The sequence below is a fragment of the Nocardioides abyssi genome (assembly GCF_030412915.1).
Lineage (GTDB): Bacteria > Actinomycetota > Actinomycetes > Propionibacteriales > Nocardioidaceae > Nocardioides > Nocardioides abyssi.
In genome coordinates this window covers 153,429-174,006 of record NZ_JAUHJR010000006.1, presented here as the reverse complement: position 1 = coordinate 174,006, position 20,578 = coordinate 153,429, and the positions used below count along the sequence as shown (strand labels likewise).

Annotated in this window: 19 protein-coding genes; 9 read left to right on the top strand and 10 right to left on the bottom strand. The window is 75.2% G+C overall.

Annotated elements, in window-relative coordinates; genetic code table 11:
• Window positions 1–89: 89 nt before the first annotated feature.
• A complete protein-coding gene (locus tag QWY29_RS14790; protein ID WP_300961794.1) occupies window positions 90–1,520 on the bottom strand; it encodes an NCS2 family permease in 1,431 nt (476 codons plus the stop codon).
• A gap of 49 nt (window positions 1,521–1,569) precedes the next feature.
• Between QWY29_RS14790 and QWY29_RS14785 the strand changes: the two genes are divergently transcribed.
• Window positions 1,570–1,863 (top strand): DUF2530 domain-containing protein, encoded by a 294-nt coding sequence (locus QWY29_RS14785; RefSeq protein ID WP_300961793.1) that lies wholly within the window; start codon window positions 1,570–1,572, stop codon window positions 1,861–1,863.
• Window positions 1,856–2,485, top strand: coding sequence for a class I SAM-dependent methyltransferase (locus tag QWY29_RS14780; RefSeq protein ID WP_300961792.1), 630 nt, complete (start codon window positions 1,856–1,858; stop codon window positions 2,483–2,485). The genes QWY29_RS14785 and QWY29_RS14780 overlap by 8 nt, the downstream gene beginning before the upstream one ends.
• A gap of 171 nt (window positions 2,486–2,656) precedes the next feature.
• Here the strand turns inward: QWY29_RS14780 and QWY29_RS14775 are convergent, their stop codons facing one another.
• Window positions 2,657–3,433, bottom strand: coding sequence for a DUF3027 domain-containing protein (locus QWY29_RS14775; RefSeq protein WP_300961791.1), 777 nt, complete (start codon window positions 3,431–3,433; stop codon window positions 2,657–2,659).
• A 91-nt stretch (window positions 3,434–3,524) separates the two neighbouring features.
• On the opposite strand from QWY29_RS14775, the gene QWY29_RS14770 reads away from it, so the two are divergent.
• Window positions 3,525–5,129, top strand: coding sequence for an MFS transporter (locus tag QWY29_RS14770; protein WP_300961790.1), 1,605 nt, complete (start codon window positions 3,525–3,527; stop codon window positions 5,127–5,129).
• A 14-nt stretch (window positions 5,130–5,143) separates the two neighbouring features.
• Here the strand turns inward: QWY29_RS14770 and QWY29_RS14765 are convergent, their stop codons facing one another.
• Both QWY29_RS14765 and QWY29_RS14760 read right to left on the bottom strand, forming a co-directional pair.
• A complete protein-coding gene (locus QWY29_RS14765; RefSeq protein WP_300961789.1) occupies window positions 5,144–5,539 on the bottom strand; it encodes a cold-shock protein in 396 nt (131 codons plus the stop codon).
• Between the two features lie 105 nt (window positions 5,540–5,644).
• Entirely contained in the window at window positions 5,645–6,280 is a 636-nt protein-coding gene (locus QWY29_RS14760; RefSeq protein WP_300961788.1) for an HAD family hydrolase, read from the bottom strand.
• Between the two features lie 119 nt (window positions 6,281–6,399).
• Between QWY29_RS14760 and QWY29_RS14755 the strand changes: the two genes are divergently transcribed.
• The gene (locus QWY29_RS14755; protein WP_300961787.1) at window positions 6,400–8,556 is read left to right on the top strand and encodes a S8 family serine peptidase; all 2,157 of its coding nucleotides are present in this window, start codon (window positions 6,400–6,402) and stop codon (window positions 8,554–8,556) included.
• A 15-nt stretch (window positions 8,557–8,571) separates the two neighbouring features.
• Here QWY29_RS14755 and QWY29_RS14750 read toward each other — a convergent pair whose 3' ends face one another.
• The 5 genes from QWY29_RS14750 to QWY29_RS14730 are packed head-to-tail and all read right to left on the bottom strand — an operon-like array spanning window position 8,572 to window position 13,046.
• The gene (locus QWY29_RS14750; protein ID WP_300961786.1) at window positions 8,572–8,979 is read right to left on the bottom strand and encodes an SRPBCC family protein; all 408 of its coding nucleotides are present in this window, start codon (window positions 8,977–8,979) and stop codon (window positions 8,572–8,574) included.
• 10 nt (window positions 8,980–8,989) lie between these two features.
• The gene (locus QWY29_RS14745) at window positions 8,990–9,604 is read right to left on the bottom strand and encodes a histone deacetylase (RefSeq protein WP_300961785.1); all 615 of its coding nucleotides are present in this window, start codon (window positions 9,602–9,604) and stop codon (window positions 8,990–8,992) included.
• 3 nt (window positions 9,605–9,607) lie between these two features.
• On the bottom strand, window positions 9,608–10,993 hold the full coding sequence (locus tag QWY29_RS14740) for an RDD family protein (protein WP_300961784.1): 1,386 nt from the start codon (window positions 10,991–10,993) through the stop codon (window positions 9,608–9,610).
• Window positions 10,993–12,228 (bottom strand): FHA domain-containing protein, encoded by a 1,236-nt coding sequence (locus QWY29_RS14735; protein ID WP_300961783.1) that lies wholly within the window; start codon window positions 12,226–12,228, stop codon window positions 10,993–10,995. Before QWY29_RS14735 ends, QWY29_RS14740 begins: the two co-directional genes overlap by 1 nt.
• On the bottom strand, window positions 12,225–13,046 hold the full coding sequence (locus tag QWY29_RS14730; protein ID WP_300961782.1) for a PP2C family protein-serine/threonine phosphatase: 822 nt from the start codon (window positions 13,044–13,046) through the stop codon (window positions 12,225–12,227). The genes QWY29_RS14735 and QWY29_RS14730 overlap by 4 nt, the downstream gene beginning before the upstream one ends.
• 24 nt (window positions 13,047–13,070) lie before the next feature.
• On the opposite strand from QWY29_RS14730, the gene QWY29_RS14725 reads away from it, so the two are divergent.
• The 5 genes from QWY29_RS14725 to serA all read left to right on the top strand — a co-directional run bounded on the left by QWY29_RS14725 (window position 13,071) and on the right by serA (window position 19,526).
• Window positions 13,071–15,341, top strand: a complete 2,271-nt coding sequence (locus tag QWY29_RS14725; protein WP_300961781.1) for a helicase C-terminal domain-containing protein — start codon at window positions 13,071–13,073, stop codon at window positions 15,339–15,341.
• A gap of 9 nt (window positions 15,342–15,350) precedes the next feature.
• The gene (locus tag QWY29_RS14720) at window positions 15,351–15,875 is read left to right on the top strand and encodes a CGNR zinc finger domain-containing protein (RefSeq protein WP_300961780.1); all 525 of its coding nucleotides are present in this window, start codon (window positions 15,351–15,353) and stop codon (window positions 15,873–15,875) included.
• Window positions 15,872–17,512: a DNA repair helicase XPB gene (locus tag QWY29_RS14715; RefSeq protein ID WP_300961779.1), complete on the top strand. Its 1,641-nt coding sequence runs from the start codon at window positions 15,872–15,874 to the stop codon at window positions 17,510–17,512. Before QWY29_RS14720 ends, QWY29_RS14715 begins: the two co-directional genes overlap by 4 nt.
• Window positions 17,513–17,641: 129 nt before the next feature.
• Window positions 17,642–17,914 (top strand): hypothetical protein, encoded by a 273-nt coding sequence (locus QWY29_RS14710; protein WP_300961778.1) that lies wholly within the window; start codon window positions 17,642–17,644, stop codon window positions 17,912–17,914.
• 412 nt (window positions 17,915–18,326) lie between these two features.
• Window positions 18,327–19,526, top strand: coding sequence for a phosphoglycerate dehydrogenase (gene serA / locus QWY29_RS14705; protein WP_300961777.1), 1,200 nt, complete (start codon window positions 18,327–18,329; stop codon window positions 19,524–19,526).
• 96 nt (window positions 19,527–19,622) lie between these two features.
• Here serA and QWY29_RS14700 read toward each other — a convergent pair whose 3' ends face one another.
• On the bottom strand, window positions 19,623–20,516 hold the full coding sequence (locus QWY29_RS14700) for an aldo/keto reductase (RefSeq protein ID WP_300961776.1): 894 nt from the start codon (window positions 20,514–20,516) through the stop codon (window positions 19,623–19,625).
• Between the last annotated feature and the right edge of the window lie 62 nt (window positions 20,517–20,578).

The following is a 20,578-nucleotide window of genomic DNA, read 5'->3' as shown; positions in this document are numbered from 1 at the left end:
TACCCTTGCTAACTATTCCGACGAGGAGAGGCCCTCCCCGGTCGTGCTGGGGAGGGCCTCTCGAGTGGTCGTGGGACGGGACGGACGGCTCAGGTGAGCCAGTCGGTCAGCGGGTCGATGGCGAAGTAGAGGACGAACATCAGCCCCACGACCGCCATCAGCGGGTGGATCTCGCGGGTCTTGCCGACGACCACCTTGATGAGCAGGAACGCCAGGAAGCCCGCGCCGATGCCGGCGGTGATGGAGTAGGTGAACGGCATCAGCACGATCGTCAGGAACGCGGGGATCGCGATCTCCGGGTCCGACCAGCTGATGTCGGTGACCTGCTGCATCATCAGGAAGCCCACGAGCACCAGCGCCGGGACGGCCGCCTCGGAGGGGATCGCCTCCACGACCGGGGTGAAGAGCGTCGCCAGCAGGAAGAGCGCGCCGGTGACGATCGAGGAGAGCCCGGTGCGGGCGCCCTCGCCGACGCCCGAGGCCGACTCGATGTAGGAGGTGTTGGACGAGACGCCGCCCGCGCCGCCGGCGATCGCGGCGAGCGAGTCGACGACGAGGATCCGCTGGGTGTGCGGCGGCACGCCCTCCTCGTCGTTGAGACCGGCCTCCGCGCCGATCGCGGTCATCGTGCCCATGGTGTCGAAGAAGTCGGCGAGCATCAGCGAGAAGACCAGCAGCAGCGCGGCGATCACGCCGATCGAGGAGAACGCCCCGAACAGCGAGAACTCGCCGAGGGTCCCGAAGTCCGGCACGTCGACGAAACCGTCGAAGGAGGGCACCGTCAGCGACCAGCCGCCGAGGTTGTCCGCGGCGCGCCCACCCAGGTCGAGCGCCGCCTCCAGGGCGACCGCGACGACCGTGGCGAGCACGATCGAGATGAGGATCGCGCCCTTCACGCGGCGTACCCACAGCGCGATGAGCAGCAGCAGGCCGCCGGCGAAGACCAGCACCGGCCAGCCCTCGAGCTGACCGGTCGTACCCAGCTGCACCGGGACGGTGCTGTTGTTGGCGTCGGGGATGCGGGAGACGAAGCCGGCGTCCACGAAGCCGATGAGCGCGATGAACAGGCCGATGCCGACCGAGATCGCGACCTTGAGCTGGGTCGGCACCGCGTGGAAGACCGCGCGGCGGAAGCCGGTCAGCACGAGCACCAGGATCACGATGCCCTCGAGCACGACCAGGCCCATCGCGTCGGCCCAGGTCGACTGGGTCGCGACGGTGAAGGCGACGAAGGCGTTGAGGCCGAGACCGGCGGCGAGCGCGAGCGGGAAGTTCGCGACCGCGCCCATCAGGATCGTCAGCACGCCCGCGACGAGCGCCGTGCCGGCGGCGATGGCCGGGAGGTTCGGCTCGGCGCCGCCACCGAGGTAGTTGCCCTCGGAGTCCTGGACGTAGCCGAGGATCAGGGGGTTCAGGACGATGATGTAGGCCATCGTCAGGAAGGTCACGACACCGCCGCGGACCTCCTGACCGACGGTCGAACCACGTTCGTGGATGCGGAAGTAGGAGTCGATGCTCACGGGCGGTCAGCATGTCAGAACCCGCGCCCTCCGGAGTACGTTGTCTCGCGTGGAGCTCCGAGACGACCAGCCGACGCAGCACGAGGTCGGCGGCCGGACGTTCCTCGTCGCCGACGTCCAGCCGCTCGACGTCGACGGCGTGCGCACCGTCGGGGTCGGCGTCGGGCTGTGGCTGCTCGGCTTCCTGCTCCTGCTCCCCTTCTACGGCCGGCTCGCCGACGAGGGCCGCACCTGGTGGCTGTGGACGTGCCTGGCCGGCTTCGGCCTCGGGCTGTTCGGCCTGGAGTACTGCCGCCGCCGGCGGCAGGCGCGCGAGGCGCGCGACGAGCAGCTGGATGGCTGAGGCGCCGCCGCCCACGAGGTGGGCCCTCGCCGGGCCCATGCGCGGTGGGTACGGCGAGAACTTCGCGCGGCTGGTCGCCTCCGGCGCCGACGTCGACGGCGAGGCCCGGCTGGCCGACGCGCTCCTCCCCCGCGGGGCGCGGGTGCTGGACGTCGGCTCCGGGATGGGCCGGGTCGCGGCCGCGCTCGTCGCGCGGGGCCACGACGTCACGGCCGTCGAGCCGGACGCCGAGCTCGTGGCCCAGTCCCGGCGTACCTATCCCGACCTGGCGGTCGTCGAGGCCGACGTGCTCGCCGTCTCCCCCGACGACGTCGGCACCTTCGACCTCGTCGTGTGCGTCGGCAACGTGCTGGTCTTCCTGGCCGAGGGCACCGAGCGGCGCGTGCTCGCGCACCTGCGGTCGCTGCTCGCCCCGGGCGGGCGCGTGCTCGCCGGCTTCCACCTGCGCGGCGGGCCGGCCGCCGCCCGGCGCTACCCGCCGGAGGAGCTGGTCGCGGACGCCGGGGCCGCCGGGCTGCGGGTCGACCTGCGCGCCGGCAGCTACGAGCTGCACCCCGCCAACGAGGAGTACGCCGTGTGGCTGCTCTCGGCGGACCCGGCCGCGGCCCACCCGGCTGGTTGAGGAAGGCCGGCACGGCCGACCCGGCTGGTTGAGGAAGGCCGGCACGGCCAACCCGGCTGGTTGAGGAAGGCCGGCACGGCCTGTCTCGAAACCCCCGCCGCTGTCTCGGGCGGCTTCGCGACAGTTCCTGGCGGAACTTCCTCCACTCCCCGAGCGGGGGTGGGGCGACGGTCAGAAGGTCTCGATGTCGTCGGGGTTGATGGTGTCGATGACCGGCTCGGGCAGCGGCTGGGGCTCGTGCTTCTTGGCGAGGCGGACCTCGGAGTGGGCGCCGCAGCCGTGGTCGAAGGAGACCACCCGACCGTCGTCGTTGGCGTCGCCGTTGGCGCAGACACCGAACATCTCCGAGAGCGGGCCGTTGATCCGCATGAGGAACCCGCAGGTCGTGCAGGAGTCCGGCGCGGCCTGGGCCAGCGGCGAGGCCGGGCCCTGGTCGCCGTCGTACCACCGCTGCGCGGCGAGCTCGCGGCCCTCCGGGGAGAGCGTGCGGACCCGGCCGAGGCCGAGGTCCTGGGCGACGCGGCGCACCTGGGCGCGGTCGTCGGCGTCGAGCGGGTCGTCGCCGTAGGAGTAGGTCGGGACGAGCCGGGGGTCGTCGTCCTCGACGGGCAGCAGGTCGCCGGGGCCGAGGTCGCCGGGCTTGATCCGCTCGCGGTAGGGGACCCACGGCGGCGCGACGATCGCCTCGTCGCCGGGGACGAGCACGACCTCGTCGACGGTCACCTGCTTCTGGCGGGGCGCCCGGGCGACGGTCACTGACCAGCGCCACCCGCGGTAGCCCGCGCGCTCGCAGGCGAACAGGTGGGTGACCACGCGCTCGCCCTCGACCAGGTGGCCGAGGTGCTCGCCGACGTCGGCGGACCCGACCTCCTCGACCAGGGCGGCGCGAGCCACGTCGACGGCCGCGACGGCGGCGGAGTCGGGCTTGGCGCGCACGAGAGTCGTCACGCCCCGCAGTGTGACTGATGACCCGCCCGCGTGCCATCTCGGGGCGGGTGTCGCCGCCGGCGGCCCGGGCCCCGCACGGCAGGATGGGGCCATGACGTCCGACCGTCCCGAGCCCGACCCGGAGGGGTCGGCAGGCCGCACCATCGGGGCCGGCCTCGGGTCGGGCGCCCGGGCGACCGCCCGGGGCGTGGCCGCCGCGGGCCGGGCCACCGGCCGGGCCAGCCGGTACCTCGGCCGCCAGGCGACGCGTGCGGCCAACGCCGAGGGCGCCGGCGAGTCGGGCCTGGCCCGGCTCATCCAGATGCACTTCTTCAACACCGCTGGTGACGCGGCGGTGGCGATCTCGCTGGCGGGCTCGCTGTTCTTCCAGGTCCCCTCGGGCGAGGCGCGCGGGCAGGTGGCGCTGTTCCTCGGCCTGACGATGCTGCCGTTCGCGGTGGTCGCGCCGCTGATCGGGCCGTTCCTCGACCGCTTCGCGCACGGGCGCCGGTGGGCGATCGGCACGACGATGGCGATGCGGGCGTTCCTGTGCTGGGCGCTCGCGACGTCGGTGACCGGCGACTCCCCCTGGCTGTTCGCCGCTGCGCTCGGCGTGCTCGTCTCCTCCAAGGCGTACGGCGTCACGCGGGCCGCCGCGGTCCCGCGTCTGCTCCCGGCCGGCTTCACGCTGGTCAAGGCCAACGGGCGGGTCAGCCTGTCGGGCATCGTGGGCGCGGCCGTCTCCGCGCCGCTGGCGGGCCTCGCCTCGCTGGCCGGGCCGGAGTGGAGCCTGCGCTACGCGTTCCTGCTGTTCGTGCTGGCGACCGTGTGCGCGATCCGGTTGCCGGCCGCCGTCGACTCCAGCGCCGGCGAGGGCGACCTGGTGCTGACCGGCGACAGCGACACCGGCAGCGACGCCGCGCCGGGGCGGCGGACCCGCACGCGCATCCCGACCGCGGTGGCGTTCGCGCTGCGGGCCAACTGCGGACCGCGGTTCCTCTCCGGCTTCCTGCTGATGTTCATGGCGTTCCTGCTCCGCGAGAACCCACCGGACACGTCGCTGTCGGCCGAGGTGATGATCGGCGTCGTGGTCGGCGCCGCCGGCCTCGGCAACACCGCGGGCGTCGCCGCGGCCTCGCTGCTGCGCAAGATCAACCCCGCCGTCACCGTCGTCCTCGCGCTGGTGGCCGACCTCGTCGCCGTGCTGCTCGCGACGCTCTTCTACGGCGTGCTGTGGTTGGCCGTGCTCGGCCTGACCGCCGGCCTCGCGCAGTCGCTGGCGAAGTTCTGCCTGGACTCCACCATCCAGCGCGACATCCCCTCCCGCGTGCAGGCCAGCGCGTTCGCGCGCAGCGACACCACGCTGCAGCTGGCCTGGGTCGTCGGCGGGTTCATCGGCATCGCGCTGCCGCTCGAGCCCGCGCGGCTGGGCCTCGGGGTGGCCGTCGCGGTGCTGGGTGCGTGGACGGCGTACGTCCTGCTGGGCCGGCGGGCGTCGGTCACCGGCACCCGGGCCGCGCGGCCGCAGGACGACGGCGCGGACACCACCCCCGGCCCGGCGCACGACGACATCGCCCACGACGACGCGGCCCACCCCGACACCGCCCACGACGACCCGCCGCACGCCGAGGCGGCGCAGGACCGTCCGACGTACGACGACCTGGGCGACACCCAGCCGATGCCGCGGCTGCGGCGGGACGGCCCGGCGCAGCCCTAGCCGTCGCTAGCGGGTCAGAGCTCGAGCTCGTCGGCGAGCGCGCGGAGCAGCTTCGCGACGGGGGCGGCCGTGCGCGCGTCGGGGTGGCGGCCGTGGCGGTAGCCCTCGCCGACTCCGTCGAGCAGACGGATGAGGTCCTCGACGATGGGGGCCATCTCCTCGGGCCGGCGGCGACGGGCCGCGGACTGGCCCCGGGCGACGGAGGCCGGGCGGTCGAGCACGCGCACCTGGAGCGCCTGGTCGCCGCGGCGGCCCTGCGCGATGCCGAACTCCACGCGGGTGCCCGGCTTGATCGTGGTCATCCCCTCGGGCAGGGCGTCGGCGTGGACGTAGACGTCCGGCCCCTCCTCCTGGGACAGGAAGCCGAACCCCTTGCCGGCGTCGAACCACTTCACCTTGCCAGTGGGCACGGTCGCAACCTCTTCTGCTCGCTGCGCGCCGGCGACCTGCCGGGCGACGGCACAGCCTACGAGGGACGCCAAGGCTCCCTCCACCGATTCCCGAGAGGCGTCCGGTCAGGTCGTCGCGAGGTGCCCGTCGAGCCAGGCGGGGAAGTCGGTGAGGCTCTCGAGCACCACGTGCGTGCCGGCCTCGAGCAGCTCCTCGCGGGTGCAGCCGCCGGTGAGCACCGAGACGCTCAGGGCGTCGGCGGCCAGCGCGCCCTCGACGTCGTGGACGTGGTCGCCGACGTAGACCGAGGCGCCCTCGCGGACCAGCACGTCGGCCTTGCCGACGCCCCACACCCAGCCCTCGAGGTGGTCGACCTCGAGGCCGAGGTGGTCGAGGTGGAGCCGGGCGTTGTCGGGGAACTTGCCGGTGACGACGATCGTGCGACCACCCCGGCTCCGCACGGCGTGCAGCGCCTCGCGCGCGCCCTCGAGCAGCGGCACCGAGACGATCGCGTGGTCGGGGTAGAGCGCGCGGAACCGGTCGCCCGCGGCGGGGATCGCCTCGGCGGGCAGGTAGGGCTCGAGCAGCAGGTCCAGCGGCGGGCCGAGCCGGGCCGTCATCGTCTCGACCGGGAAGTCCACGCCCAGCTCGGCACCCAGCGCCCGGAGCACCGAGCCGAAGCCCGGCGTGGTGTCGATGAGCGTCATGTCGAGGTCGAAGCCGACCACGAGCGGGGCGGCGGCGGGCTGGTCGGCGGGCACGCGGCGAGGGTAGCCGGGGTCCGTCCCGTCCCCAGGACGGACCGTTCGCGCCCGCGGCCTCGCCCGGTGGTCCACAATGGACGACTTCGAGACGACTGCTGGGACGGGAGGGACGCACGATGCGGGTACGACGCCTGCTGGCCGCGGCCGTGGCCCTGCCCGCCCTGGTGGCGGCCGGCCTGGTGCCCGCCGCGCTGACCACGCCCGCGTCCGCCGACGACCTGGCCTTCGAGGCCGCGGCCGCTCCCCCGCTGCACCTGGTGACGCTGACCGGCCCGGGCGTGGCCGGCTACCGCGGCCCGCTCCCCGACTCCTCCGTGCGCGTCGCGATGCTCCGCCAGCAGGACGCCCTGCTCGCGGCGGCCGGCGCCGACGACCCGACGTACCGCTGGACGACGACGCTCAACGGCTTCGCCGCCCGGCTCACCCCCGCCCAGGCCGCCGTGCTGCGCGCCGACCCCGACGTGGCGACGGTCGAGCGCGACCGGGTGCGCCCGCTGGCGGCCCGGACGGCGCTGGCGCGGACGGCCGCGACCGGCTCCCCCGACCTCGGCCGCGCCGGTCGTCGAGGCGGCGCCGGGGTCGTCATCGGCATGGTCGACTCCGGGCTGGCGCCCGAGAGCCCCGTCTTCTCCGGTTCCCACCGGCTGGGGCGGGCGGCGAAGGACTTCCGCGGCGCCTGCTCGGTCGCCGACGCCTGGCCGCGCGAGCGGTGCGACCGCAAGGTCGTCGGCGCGCACTGGTTCGTCCGCGGTTTCGGGGCGGACGCCGTGCGCTCGGGCGCCTCGCTGAGCCCGCGCGACGACAGCGGCCACGGCACCCGGCTCGCCTCGATCGCCGCCGGCAACAGCGACGTCACGGTGCGGGTGGGCCGCCGCGAGGTGGGCCGGTTCGGCGGCGTCGCGCCGCAGGCCCGGCTCGCCGTCTACAAGGCCTGCTGGACCGCGCCGGACCCTCGTGACGACGGCTGCGCGACCTCCGACCTGGTGGCCGCGGTCGACCGGGCCGTCTCCGAGGGGGTCGACGTGCTCAGCCTCGCGGTCGGGGGCGACGACCGCTTCGACACCCTGGAGCGCGCGCTGCTCGGGGCCGCCGAGGCCGACGTGGTGGTCGTGGCCGCCGCGGGCAACGACGCCGCGACGTCGTACGCCGCGCACCCCGGCCCGTGGGTCACCACCGTCGGTGGGGCGGCCGGCCCGCAGCGACGCGGCCGGGTCGTCGCCGACGGCGGACCGGTGCTGACCGGAGCCACCTCCACGCCCCGCGCGGTCGGGCCCACCCGGGTCGTGCGCGCCATCGACGTCGCTGCCCCCTCGGCCGGCCCTGGCCGGGCGCGCGTGTGCGCCCCCGGCAGCCTGGACGCCGCTGCGGTGGCCGGCCGGGTCGTCGTGTGCGAGCGGGGCGGGCGGGTCGCCCGCGTCGAGAAGTCCCGCGCCGTCGAGCTCGCCGACGGCGCCGGCATGGTGCTGGTCAACGTGCGCCGCGGCTCGACCGACGCCGACTTCCACGCCGTGCCCACCGTCCACCTCGACCGCCGCGACGGCCGCGCCCTGCGCCGCTGGCTCACCGCGAACCCGGAGGGCCGCGTCGCGCTGCGCCCGTCCGGCACCGCCCCGGCCCCGGACCGGGTCGTGCCGTGGTCGGCCGGGGGCGACCCGTCCGGCGGCCTGGTCAAGCCCGACGTCGTCGCCCCGGGCAGCGGCGTGCTGTCGGCGGTCCCCGCGAACAGCCGGGCCGCGGCCTGGGACCTGACCTCGGGCACGTCGGCCGCGACGGCGTACGTCGCCGGGCTGGCCGCCGTGCTGCGCCACCGCCACCCCACCTGGAGCGAGGCCGCGGTGCGCTCGGCGATCGCGACGACCGCCGCGCGGCTCGACGCACCCGTGCTGCGCGCGGGCGCCGGCCGGGTGCAGCCCGACCGGGCGGGCCGCCCGGGCCTGGTGCACCTGGTGCGGCCGGGCGACTACCGCGCCTGGTTGGACAGCGAGCTCGACGGCGAGCTCAACACGCCCTCGGTCCTGCTCGGCCCCGGCGCCACCACCGCGACCCGCACGGTCACGAACGTGACCGGCCGCGCGCGCTACTTCTCCTCCCGGGCGGTCGGCTTCGCCGGCCGGGTGCAGGTGCGGCCGGCGGCGGTCCGGCTCGGCCCGGGTGCGAGCGCGACCTACACCGTGACGGTGCTGGGACCGCGCCGCCCCGACGACGGGTACGTCGTGTGGCGCGGTGGGTCCGGCACGACCACCCGGGTGCCGGTGGCGGTCAGCGGACGGTGACGTCCCGCCGAGGGGTCAGCGCCCCTCGGCCATCGCGGTCAGGCGCTCGAGCGCGACCGGGGCGTCCCGGGTGACCATCGGGCCGATGTCGCCGGCGCCGGGACCGGTGATCGTCGTCGAGACCGTGACCACCGCCCCATCGCCCTCGGCGCGGACCTCGTGGTCGATGGCGATGACCAGCTCGCCCATCGTGAGCCGGTCGAGGTAGCGCGCGCCGGGCTCGACGACGTCGAGGACGAACGGCACGTCGATGCCGCCGGCCAGCCGCATCGTCCCGGCCGCCCCCTCGGCGAAGTGGCCCTCCAGCGCCACCGCCTCGACCGCCGGGTCCCACGTCGACCAGCTGCCGACGTCGGACCACAGCGCCCAGACGGCGGCGGGCGGGGCGGCGCAGGTCGCGGACTCCTGGTGCTCGAAGCTCATGGGGGCGAATCTAGGGGTTCAGGGCCGCCCGTGGGTCGAGCCCGGGCTGGAGGGAGGCGAGGTACGCCGCCACCTCGTCGGCGGACCAGCCGCGGGACTCGCGCAGCCCGGTGGCCATCACCGCGAGGTAGGCGTCCGCGGGCCGGGTGTGCTCGACCGCGTCGGCACCGTGCGGGGCGGTGAAGGTCAGCAGCGGGTGCCCGTCGGCCTCCCCCACCTCGACGAGGGTCTCGTAGTGCCCCGGACCGACCTCGTGGCGCCCGCCGTCGAGCGGGTCGAGAACGAGCTGCTCGATCGGGTCGCCGTCGGCCGGGACGCGGTACATCTCCTGCGCGGCGATGTCGGCGAGCTGGGCCGCGGTCACCAGGTAGGCGCGGGCGGCGGTGCGCCCGGGCGTCGCGTGGTCGTAGAACGCGACACCCCCACCCCACTGCGGCGAGCGGCCGGCGAAGTACGTCGTGCCGGGCAGGTCCACCGCCCTGCTGCGCAGCGGCGGGGTGGTGTCGCGGGCGCCCGGGTTGCGCCGGCTGCCGCCCGGCGGGCAGCCGCCCTCGAGGTAGCAGGCGAGCCGGTCGGCGGCCATGTTGGACCCGTACGAGACGTACCAGACCAGGCCGTCGGCCACCGCTCAGCCCTCCTTGGCGACCGTCATCTGCCGGTCGCCGAAGCGGACGAGGTCACCGGGCAGCAGCGTCGCCGGCTTGCCGGCCGACAGCGCGCGCGAGACGCCCTGGCGCACCAGCACCGAGCCGTTGGTCGAGCCGCGGTCCATGACGACCAGGACCCCGTCGGCCGCGACCTGCAGCTGGGCGTGGGTCTTGGACAGCGACATGTCGGAGGAGCGCAGCGGCACCAGGTGGCGCACCGGCTCGCCCGGACGCGCCTCGGGTCGGCGACCGACCAGCAGGAGGCCCTCGACCACGAACGACTCGCCGCTGTCGAAGGCGACCCGCCAGCGGGCCGGGCCGTCCCCGGCCGCGCGGATCACCGTGCGCTCGGCGGTGGTGTGGCCGCCCGTCGCTGGCGTCGGGGTCGGTGTCTGGGCCGGGGCCGGCGTCACGGCCGGGGCGGGCGTGGTGCCCGAGGCGTCGTCGGCGTGCGTCGGCGCCGCGTGGGCCGGGGCGGGGGTGTGCTGGCCGATCGTGCCGACCTCCTCCGCCGAGGGGGCGGGCGCGTCGACCAGCGGCGGGCCGAGCTTGCGGCGCTTGGCCGGCGGCGGGGGCGGCGGGCCGGTGGGCGCTCCCGCGGCGGGGGCCGCCGGGGACGCGGCGGACGCCGGACCTGCCGGGGGCGGGCTCGCGGGCGGGGGCGTGCTCGGCGTGGCCGTGCCGCGAGCGGGGGTGGCCGGCGCGGGGACGGGCGCGGAGCGGGGGGCGGGCGTGGCCGGGACGACCGGGTGCGGGGCGACGGACGGCTGCGGGGCGGCCGGTCGCGGCGTGCGCGGCGGCGCGGCCGGCGTGGTGACGCCGGGGGGCGGCGCGGGAACGAGCCGCATGGCGGTCAGGTTGACGACCTGCCGGGGCGAGGCGGCGACCTCCTCGACGACCACCGGCGCGGGGCGGACGTCGACGACGACGGCGTGGGTCAGCCGGTCGTGCGCGCCGCGGCGCCGGCCGGTGCCGTCCATGACCGCGGTCCACGCGAGCATCCCCAGCCCGAACCCGAAGGTCGGCAGCGCGGCGACACCGAGGACGAGCGAGCGCAGCATGGCGGCCGGCACGCCGATCGGCGTGCCCGTGGCGTCGTGGACGACCCGCAGGCCGAGCAGGGCGCGCCCCGGCGAGGTGCCGCGCAGGCCGAGCAGGAGGGAGAAGACGAGGGAGACCAGCACGACGGTGCCGACGATGACGCCGATGCCCGCGCCGGTGCGTCCGCGGTCGAGGAGGAACCACCACGCGGCGAGCGCCGCGACGGCGTACGCGCCCCACGCGACGAGGCGGTCGACGGTGAAGGCGTAGAACCGCCGGTCGAGCTCGGCTGCGGGGTACGTCGTCGCAGCGTCCGGGGCGGCCATCAGGGCTTGGCGACCTGGATGGTGACCCCGTCACCCAGGTCGATGACCGCGCCGGGGATGAGCTGGACCGCGACGCCCGCCTGGAGGTCCTCGGGGCCGAGACCGGGCTGGACGAGCACGGTGCCGTTGGTCGAGCCGAGGTCGGTGACGACCGCGAGGCCGTGGTCGGCGCCGGAGCCGGGACGCACCTCGAGGTGGGTCGAGGAGATCTCCTGCTGCGGGCTGGGCACGGTCACCAGGCGCGGCTGCTCGGTGGAGGTGAACCGCCGGGCCTCCGGTGCGCGACCGACCAGCACCGCGCGGTCGACGTCGACGGTCTCGCCGTGGGAGATGACCAGCCGCGCCACCGGGCGCGAGGTCACCGCCGGCGCCTGAGGCTGGCCGGGGATGCCGGAGGGGCGCCGCTCGAACGGCGTCGGGTCCAGCGCGCCGATCTGCGTCTCGCCGTCGTGGTCGGCGTCGGCCTTGGGGTCGTCCTCGGCGGGGCGGGCCGGCGGGGGCGGCGGCACCGGGGGTCCGGCCGGCGGGGGCGGCGGGACGGCAGCCACGGACGGGGGCGCCGAGGGCCGTGCGGGCGGGGCCGCCGGCGGCGGGCCGGGCGGGGGCGGCGGGAGGTCGGCGGGGGGCGCGGCCGGCGGGGCGGGCGGCGCGGGGGGCGGCGGCACGACGGGGACGTCCGTCGTCGGCGGCTCGTCGTCCTCGTCGTCGTCGACCTCGCCCAGCTCGGTCTCGTGCTCGGGGCCAAAGTCGTCGGGCTCGTCGGCCGTCGCGGCCACAGCGGGCCCGGTGCCGACCGCCTCGGCCGGCTCCTGGAGGCGGGAGACCCGCACCAGGCCGGTGGTGGCCAGCAGGTCCGGCCCGGACGGGCGCTCGTCGAGGACCACCGAGAGCGCCGAGACACGCACCCAGGACCGCTCGACCCAGGTGGTCGCCGACGCGCCGTCGACCTCGACCGTCTCGTCATCCGCGACGACGCTCACGCGCACCCGGCCACGCACGAGGAGGCGGGTGGCGCCGTCGTCGGCGGTGGTGGCGAGCACGAAGGCCGGCAGCGCCGCGAGCCCGCCGGAGATCAGCGCGTCGACGAGGTCGTCGGCCGGGGTGCCGGCGTCGACCAGCGCCCACAGCGCGGCCGCGCGGGACCGTTCCTCGGGCGGGAGGAGGAGGACGGTGCGGTCGCCCAGCACGCCGTACCACTCTCCCGGCCGGTAGGACCGGGTCGTCTGCTCGCTCACGGCAGGGCCCCCAATTTCTGCTCGAGACTCACCCGTTGGGCGTCGGAGTCGTAGGAGAACTCGCTGACCAATCCCACCACATCGACGACGACGACGGTCGCGTTGTCCTTGCCCCCGCCCGCGAGCGCGGCGCCGACGAGCTGGTCGGCCGCGTCACGGGGGTCGTCGGCGGCGGCCAGGATCTCGGCGATGTGCGCGTCGTCGACCATGCCGGTGATGCCGTCGGAGCACAGCACGAGCCGCTCGACCGAGGCCAGCGGCAGCAGGAAGTAGTCGGCCTCGGCGGCGTCCGGACCACCGAGGGCGCGGGTGATCACGTGCCGCTCGGGGTGGACCGCGGCGTCGTCCTCGGTGATCGCGCCGGCCTCGACGAGCTCCTGCACGACGCTGTGGTCGACGCTGACCTGCTCGAGGCGGCCCTCGGTGAAGCGGTAGATGCGGGAGTCGCCGAGGTTGGCCAGCAGCCACTTCGGCTCGCCCTGGTCCTCGACCAGCAGCGCGACCACGGCGGTCGTGCCGGCGTGGAAGCGCGAGGCGCCTCGGGCGCGCTGCGCCGCGCCGTACTCGGCGATCCGCTGCTGGCAGTCGCGCAGCGTCCCCGCGATGACCTCGGTGCCGTGCGCGGGGTCGTAGCCCGCGTCCGCGAGGCGGCCGAACTCCTCGACCACGATCGCGCTCGCGACGTCGCCGCCCTCGTGGCCGCCCATCCCGTCGGCGACGACGAAGACCGGCGGGGCGGCGAGGTAGGAGTCCTCGTTGACCTCGCGCACCAGCCCGACGTCGGTGGCCGCCCCGTGGTGGAGCTCGACGGCCTTCACGGGCGGCTCGCTAGCGTTGGGGGGATGCCCGGACACCGCTCGCTCGCCGACCAGCTGCGCAGCTGGTCCGACGAGCGCCTGTCCCGGCTCCTGCGCGAACGTCCCGATCTCGCCACTCCTGCCCCTCATGACTCCGGCCAGCTGGCGTCCCGCGCGGCCACTCGCTCGTCCTTGATGCGTGCGCTCGACGGCCTCACGAGGCTCGAGCTATGTGTGCTTGATGCCCTGGTCGTCGCAGGTCAAACCACACCAGAGGAACTCGCGACCCTCGTGCACGCCGCGCCGGAGTCCACCTCGACGGCGCTCGACCGGCTGCTCGACCTCGCGCTCGCGTGGGAGTCCACCGGCGGGGTCCGCGCGCTGACCGGGGTCGCCGAGGCGATGGCCGGGGTGCGCAACGGCGGCACCAGCGGCCTGCACCCCCGCTCGTCCGACGCCCCGCCGCCCGCCGAGGTCGAGCGGCGCATCGGCGAGCTCTCCCCTGCCGCCCGCACCCTGCTCGAGCACGTCGACGAGCAGGGTGGCGAGGCGACCACCGGCAGCTCGCGCCACCACGTCAGCGTCGCCGACGCCGCGACCCCGGCCGAGGAGCTGCTCGCCCGGCGCCTGCTCGTGCCCCGCACCGCCGGCGCCGTCGTGCTCCCCGGCGAGGTCGGCCTCGCGCTGCGCGGCGGCCGCACCACCCGCGAGCCGGTCGACGAGGTCCCCGAGGTCGCCACCTCCGAGCGCTCGGCGTCGCTGGTGGACCGGGCGGCAGCCGGCGCGGCCTTCGAGGTCGTGCGCCGGGTGGAGCTGCTGCTCGACCACTGGGGCACCGCCCCGCCGACCGCGCTGCGCAGCGGCGGGCTCGGCGTGCGCGACCTCAAGGCGACCGCGGCGCTGCTGCACGTCGACGAGCCGACGGCGGCGCTGCTGGTGGAGACCGCGTACGCCGCCGGGCTGCTCGCGACCGCGGCCGACCGCGACGGCAACCCGGCGTGGGTGCCCACCGACCTCGTCGACACCTGGTCGGCCCGCGAGGCCGCCGACCGGTGGGCCCACCTCGCCCGCGCCTGGCTCGACACCTCCCGGCTGCCGAGCCTCGTCGGGCAGCGCGACCCGCAGGGCAAGGCCTGGAACGCGCTCCAGCCCGAGCTCTCCTCCGGCCTCGCCGCCGAGACCCGGCGGATGGCCCTCGAGGTGCTCGCCGGGCTGCCGGCCGGGCAGGTCGTCGCCACCGGCACCGGCCCGCCCTCGGTCGTCGCGTGCGTCGCCTGGCGGCGCCCGCGACGACCCCGCACGCGGGCCGAGCAGGTCGCGGCGGCACTCGTCGAGGCCGCGGCGCTCGGGGTGTGCGGGCTCGGCGGGCTGGCGGCGTACGCACGGGTGCTGCTGGACGGCGAGGACCCCGCCCCCGCGCTGGCCGGGCTGCTGCCCGAGCCGGTCGACCACGTGCTGCTCCAGGCCGACCTGACCGCGGTCGCGCCCGGCCCGCTGGAGTCGTCGCTGGCGCGCCGGCTGCAGCTGGTGGCCGACGTGGAGTCGCGCGGCGGGGCGACCGTCTACCGGTTCACGCCCGGGTCGGTGCGCCGCGCGCTGGACTCGGGGTGGACGGCGGTGGAGCTGCACGAGTTCGTCGGATCGGTGTCGCGCACGCCGGTGCCCCAGCCGCTGACGTACCTCGTCGACGACACCGCCCGCACCTACGGCGCCGTGCGCGTGGGCGCGGTCGAGGCGTTCCTGCGCTCCGACGACGAGTCGGCCCTGACCGAGCTCGAGCACCACCCCCGGGCGGCCGGGCTCGGGCTGCGGCGGATCGCGCCGACCGTGCTGGTCTCCACCACCCCGCTCGACGTGCTGCTCCCCCGGCTGCGCGAGCTCGGCGGCTCGCCGGTCGTCGAGGCGCCCGACGGCACCGTCCACGTCGCGCGGCCCGACGTGCTGCGCGCCCGCACCCCGAAGGACCGCCGCACCGCGTCCGCGGCCGGCGCCCGCACCGCCGCCCACCGCGCCGCCGCGGCGAGCTCCGTCGTCACCGCGATCCGCGCCGGTGACCGCGCCGCGAGCGCCCGCCCCGCCGGCGCGGCCACCCTGTCCCCCAGCGGGTCGCTCGCCGCGCTCCGCGAGGCCGTCGAGACCCGCACGTCGGTCGTCATCTCCTACGTCGACAACCACGGCACCTCCACCGAGCGGGTCGTCCACCCGGTCTCGGTCGAGGGCGGGCAGCTGACCGCCCACGACCAGCGCAGCGACGACGTCCGCACCTTCGCCGTGCACCGGATCACGTCGGTCGGGCCCGTTGCGGCTTCTCCGTAGACTCGTGCGGTGGACTTCCTGAGGTACGCCGAGCAGTCGGCCGCGCTGCTCAACGCCGACCTCCACGACGTCGACGCGCTCCAGGCCCACCTCGCCGACCGCCCCTGGCTCTCCGAGCAGGCCACCGACCGCGACTGCATGCTGCTGCGCAAGCTCCAGCGCGAGCTCCGGCCGGTCTTCGAGGCCTCCGAGGCCGGCGACACCACCGGCGTGGTCGCGGGGCTCAACGAGCTGATGGCCCGCCACCCGGTCAGCCCGCGCATCACCGACCACGACGGCACCCTGCACGTCCACGTCGCCAGCCGCGGTGCCTCCGTCGCCGAGCTGCTCGTCGGGGAGGCGTTGCTGGGCCTGATGACGCTGGTCTGCGACCTCGGACCGAGCCGCCTCGGCGTGTGCGCGGCCGCCCCGTGCACGCAGGTCTACGTCGACACCTCCCCCAACAAGTCGCGCCGCTACTGCTCGGAGCGCTGCTCCTCGCGGGCCAACGTGGCGGCGTACCGAGCCCGGCAGAAGGCAGTCGCCACGCTATGAACGACGGACCGCTCATCGTCCAGTCCGACAAGACCCTCCTCCTCGAGATCGACCACGAGCGCGCGGCCGACTGCCGCAAGGCGATCGCGCCGTTCGCCGAGCTCGAGCGGTCGCCGGAGCACGTGCACACCTACCGACTGACGCCGCTGGGGCTGTGGAACGCCCGCGCCGCCGGCCACGACGCCGAGCAGGTCGTCGACACGCTGCTGGAGTACAGCCGCTACGCCGTCCCGCACGCCCTGCTGGTCGACGTCGCCGAGACCATGGCCCGCTACGGCCGGCTGCGGCTCGACAAGCACCCCACCCACGGGCTGGTGCTCACCTCGACCGACCGGCCGGTGCTCGAGGAGGTGCTCCGCGCCAAGAAGGTGCAGGGCATGCTCGGCGACCGCATCGACGACGACACCGTGGTCGTCCACGCCTCCGAGCGCGGCAACCTCAAGCAGGCGCTGCTCAAGATCGGCTGGCCGGCCGAGGACTTCGCCGGGTACGTCGACGGCGAGGCCCACCCGATCTCGCTCGACGAGTCCGACTGGCAGCTGCGCGACTACCAGCGCGACGCGGCCGAGTCGTTCTGGCACGGCGGGTCCGGGGTCGTCGTGCTCCCGTGCGGCGCCGGCAAGACGCTGGTCGGCGCCTCCGCGATGGCCCACGCGCAGGCGACCACGCTGATCCTGGTCACCAACACCGTCTCCGCGCGCCAGTGGAAGGACGAGCTGGTGCGGCGTACCTCCCTCACCGAGGACGAGATCGGCGAGTACTCCGGCTCGGTCAAGGAGGTGCGGCCGGTCACCATCGCGACGTACCAGGTGCTGACGACCAAGCGGAAGGGCGTCTACCCCCACCTCGAGCTGCTCGACGCCCGCGACTGGGGACTCATCGTCTACGACGAGGTGCACCTGCTGCCCGCCCCGATCTTCCGGATGACCGCCAACCTCCAGGCGCGGCGGCGCATCGGGCTGACCGCGACGCTGGTGCGCGAGGACGGCCGCGAGGGCGACGTCTTCTCCCTCATCGGGCCCAAGCGCTACGACGCGCCGTGGAAGGACATCGAGGCGCAGGGGTGGATCGCGCCCGCCGACTGCGTCGAGGTGCGGGTGACGCTGCCGACCGACGAACGACTCGTGTACGCCGTCGCCGAGCCGGAGGAGCGCTACCGGCTCGCCTCGTGCACCGCGGAGAAGACCCGCGTCGTGCGCGACATCGTCGCCTCCCACCCCGGCCAACCGACGCTGGTGATCGGGCAGTACATCGAGCAGCTCGACGAGCTCGCCGCCTCCCTCGACGCCCCCGTCATCAAGGGCGACACCCCCGTGAAGGAGCGGCAGCGGCTCTTCGAGGCCTTCCGCTCCGGCGAGGTGGGGCTGCTGGTCGTCTCGAAGGTCGCGAACTTCTCCATCGACCTGCCCTCTGCCGAGGTCGCCATCCAGGTCTCCGGCTCGTTCGGCTCCCGCCAGGAGGAGGCCCAGCGGCTCGGCCGGCTCCTGCGCCCCAAGTCCGAGGGCAAGACCGCGCACTTCTACACGATCGTCTCCCGCGACACCGTCGACGCCGACTTCGCCGCCAACCGGCAGCGGTTCCTCGCCGAGCAGGGGTACGCCTACCGGATCCTCGACGCCGAGGACCTGCCTGCCTGAGGGTTGTCCGGCGCCGGGCCGGGCGTTGAGGTCAGGTTCGGGACCGGGGTCGACTGGTCGACGTGGTCACTTCGAGCCATCTCTTTACCTTCCAACTCGTTGACGACGACAACTTCCTACCGTCGCCGCATGAAGCTCCGCACCCTGCTCGCGACCTCCGTCGTTGCCGCCATGACCCTCGTCGGCGGCCCGACCGCCGCGGCGCGCGCACCCGTCCACGTCGCCGACGCCTCGTCGTACGTCGTCGCCAAGAAGCCCTGCACCAAGACCTCCAGCGGCACCTGCATCAAGGGCGGCCAGTTCTGCCCGCAGAAGTCGTACGGCAAGTCCGGCTGGGACGCCAAGGGTGTCCGCTGGGTCTGCAAGGGCGACAAGGTCCGCCCGCACTGGCTGCGCCCCTGACGGTCTCCGCCCGGTCGTCGAGTCGCGGCGGGCCAGGGTGCAGGCGTACCACCAATTGGTGGGATGCCTGCAGGGGTGTTGGGCCTCCGCACCACCTTCTGGGGCGTTGCATCGGCCCAGGAGGTCAGGCGTACCACCTATAGGTGGGATGCCTGCAGGGGTGGGGCCTCCACAACACCCGACCCGCCCCCAGGCGCCCCAGCCGGCGCGGATCCGGGGCCACTCCGCGGCCACTTCTCACGCTCCGCGGCCGATGCAGTGGCCGCGAAGCGTGAACATCCCAGGTTCACTTGGGATGCACGCCACTCCGCGGCCATCCCACGCACGCACACCCGGAGGACAGGGCGCGCCGCCGTCTCACCGGCCCGCGGGGAATCGGGTGCGGGGGCCGGGCGGTCCTAGGGTCGGAGGCGTGAAGGCACTGCTGCTGGAGAACATCCACCAGGTGGCCGTCGAGTCGCTCGAGGCCAAGGGGTACGACGTCGAGCTGCTGAGCCGCTCGCTGTCGGAGGACGAGCTGGTCGAGGCGCTGCCCGGGGTCTCGCTGCTCGGAATCCGCTCCAACACCACCGTCACCGCGAAGGTGCTCGACAGCGCGCCGGACCTGCTGGCGGTCGGCTGCTTCTGCATCGGCACCAACCAGGTCGACCTGGCGGCGGCGACCGAGCGCGGGGTGGCGGTGTTCAACGCGCCGTACTCCAACACGCGCAGCGTCGTCGAGCTGGTCATCGGCGAGATCATCGCGCTGGCGCGCCGGCTGCCGGAGAAGATCGAGAAGATGCACGCCGGCGTCTGGGACAAGTCGGCCAAGGGCAGCCACGAGGTGCGCGGGCGGACGCTCGGCATCGTCGGCTACGGCAACATCGGCACCCAGCTGTCCACGGTGGCCGAGGCGCTCGGCATGCGGGTGGTCTTCTTCGACACCGCCGACCGGCCGGCCCACGGCAACGCGCGGCGGATGTCGACCCTCGACGAGCTGCTCGCGATCTCCGACGTGGTCAGCCTGCACATCGACGGGCGGCCGGGCAACGCGGGCCTCTTCGGGCACGAGCAGTTCTCGAAGATGAAGCCGCGCGCGATGTTCGTCAACGCCGCCCGCGGCATGGTCGTGGACACCGAGTCGCTGCGCGAGCACATCCTCTCCGGCCACATCGCCGGCGCCGCGATGGACGTCTTCCCCGTCGAGCCCAAGGCCCAGGGCGACCCGTTCGAGTCGCCGCTGCGCGGCCTGGACAACGTCATCCTCACCCCGCACGTGGGCGGGTCCACGCAGGAGGCGCAGGAGGAGATCGGGTGGTTCGTCTCCGGCAAGCTGGCGGCGTACGCCCTCCACGGCAGCACCGCGCTGTCGGTCAACCTGCCCGACGTCAACGTCCCCGAGCTGCGCAGCGGCCACCGCCTCGGCTTCCTGCACCGCAACGTGCCCGGCGTGCTGGCCCGGCTCAACGAGATGCTGGCCGAGCAGGGCGACAACGTGGTCCAGCAGCAGCTCGCGACGCGCGGTGAGGTGGGGTACGTCGTCACCGACGCCGCCGCTCCGCTCTCCGCGGGCTCGCTGGAGCGGCTCGCGGCCTCCGAGAACGGGCTCTGGGTCCGCACCTGGTCGGCCTGAGCGCCGGGTCCGCCGGGAGCGGGCAGCGAACGACGACGAGGGGCCGCCCCACCACGGGCAACCCCTCGTCCTCACCGTCCACCACCACAGGGACGTCTAGGGGGCCTCGTCGGCGTCGAGGCGGACGAGCTCTTCGGCGGTGAGCTCGAGATCGGCGGCCGCGGCGGAGTCGGTGATCGACTGCGGCCGCTTCGCGCCGGGGATGGGGATGACGACCGGGGACTGCGCGAGCTCCCAGGCCAGGGCGACCTGCTGGGCGCTGACGCCGCGGGCCTCGGCGATCTCGGCGAAGGCCGGGTGCTTCTCGGCGAGCGACTTGGCGTCGCCGAGGCCACCGAGCGGGCTCCACGGCAGGAACGCGAGCCCGAGCTCCTCGCACACGTCGATCTCGGGTCGGCTGGACCGGAACGCCGGGGAGAACTGGTTCTGCACGCTCACCAGCGCCCCGCCGAGCACCGCGTGGGCGGCGCGGATCTGGTCGGGGTCGGCGTTCGAGAGGCCGACCATCGCGACCTTGCCGCTGTCGGCAATCTCCTTGAGCGTGCCGATGACCTCGTCGTAGGGGACCTCCGGGTCGGGCCGGTGGTGCTGCCACAGCGCGATCTGCTCGACGCCGAGCCGCTGGAGGCTGGCGTCGACGGCCGCCCGCAGGTGCGCGGGCGAGCTGTCGGTGTCCCAGCCGCCGCCCTCGGTGCGGACGTGGCCGCCCTTGGTCGCGAGCAGCACCCGGTCGCGGACGCCGAGCTCGTCGAGCAGGCCCGCGATGAGCAGCTCGTTGGCGCCCTGGGCGTCGGCGCCCTTCTCCTCGCCGGGCCCGTAGGCGTCGGCGGTGTCGAGGAGCGTCACCCCCGCGTCGAGCGCGGCCCGCACCGTGTCGGCGAGCTGCTCGCGCGGCTGGCTGCCGGACTGGTCGAAGGTCATCAGCCCCAGGCCGATGGCGCCCACCTCGACGCGGCCGACCTGGTCGTTCCCGATCACTCGTGTCCTCACCGCGGCTCGGTGCCCAGGGCGTCGACGTCGAAACCCGGCGGACAACGGGGTACGGGCGCAGA

Coding starts and splice junctions, on each gene's coding strand:
- QWY29_RS14780 (WP_300961792.1), top strand. CDS start 1,856: ATGGCTGAGGCGCCGCCGCCCACGAGGTGGGCCCTCGCCGGGCCCATG.
- QWY29_RS14770 (WP_300961790.1), top strand. CDS start 3,525: ATGACGTCCGACCGTCCCGAGCCCGACCCGGAGGGGTCGGCAGGCCGC.
- QWY29_RS14755 (WP_300961787.1), top strand. CDS start 6,400: ATGCGGGTACGACGCCTGCTGGCCGCGGCCGTGGCCCTGCCCGCCCTG.
- QWY29_RS14750 (WP_300961786.1), bottom strand. CDS start 8,979: ATGAGCTTCGAGCACCAGGAGTCCGCGACCTGCGCCGCCCCGCCCGCC.
- QWY29_RS14740 (WP_300961784.1), bottom strand. CDS start 10,993: ATGGCCGCCCCGGACGCTGCGACGACGTACCCCGCAGCCGAGCTCGAC.
- QWY29_RS14725 (WP_300961781.1), top strand. CDS start 13,071: ATGCCCGGACACCGCTCGCTCGCCGACCAGCTGCGCAGCTGGTCCGAC.
- QWY29_RS14715 (WP_300961779.1), top strand. CDS start 15,872: ATGAACGACGGACCGCTCATCGTCCAGTCCGACAAGACCCTCCTCCTC.
- QWY29_RS14710 (WP_300961778.1), top strand. CDS start 17,642: ATGAAGCTCCGCACCCTGCTCGCGACCTCCGTCGTTGCCGCCATGACC.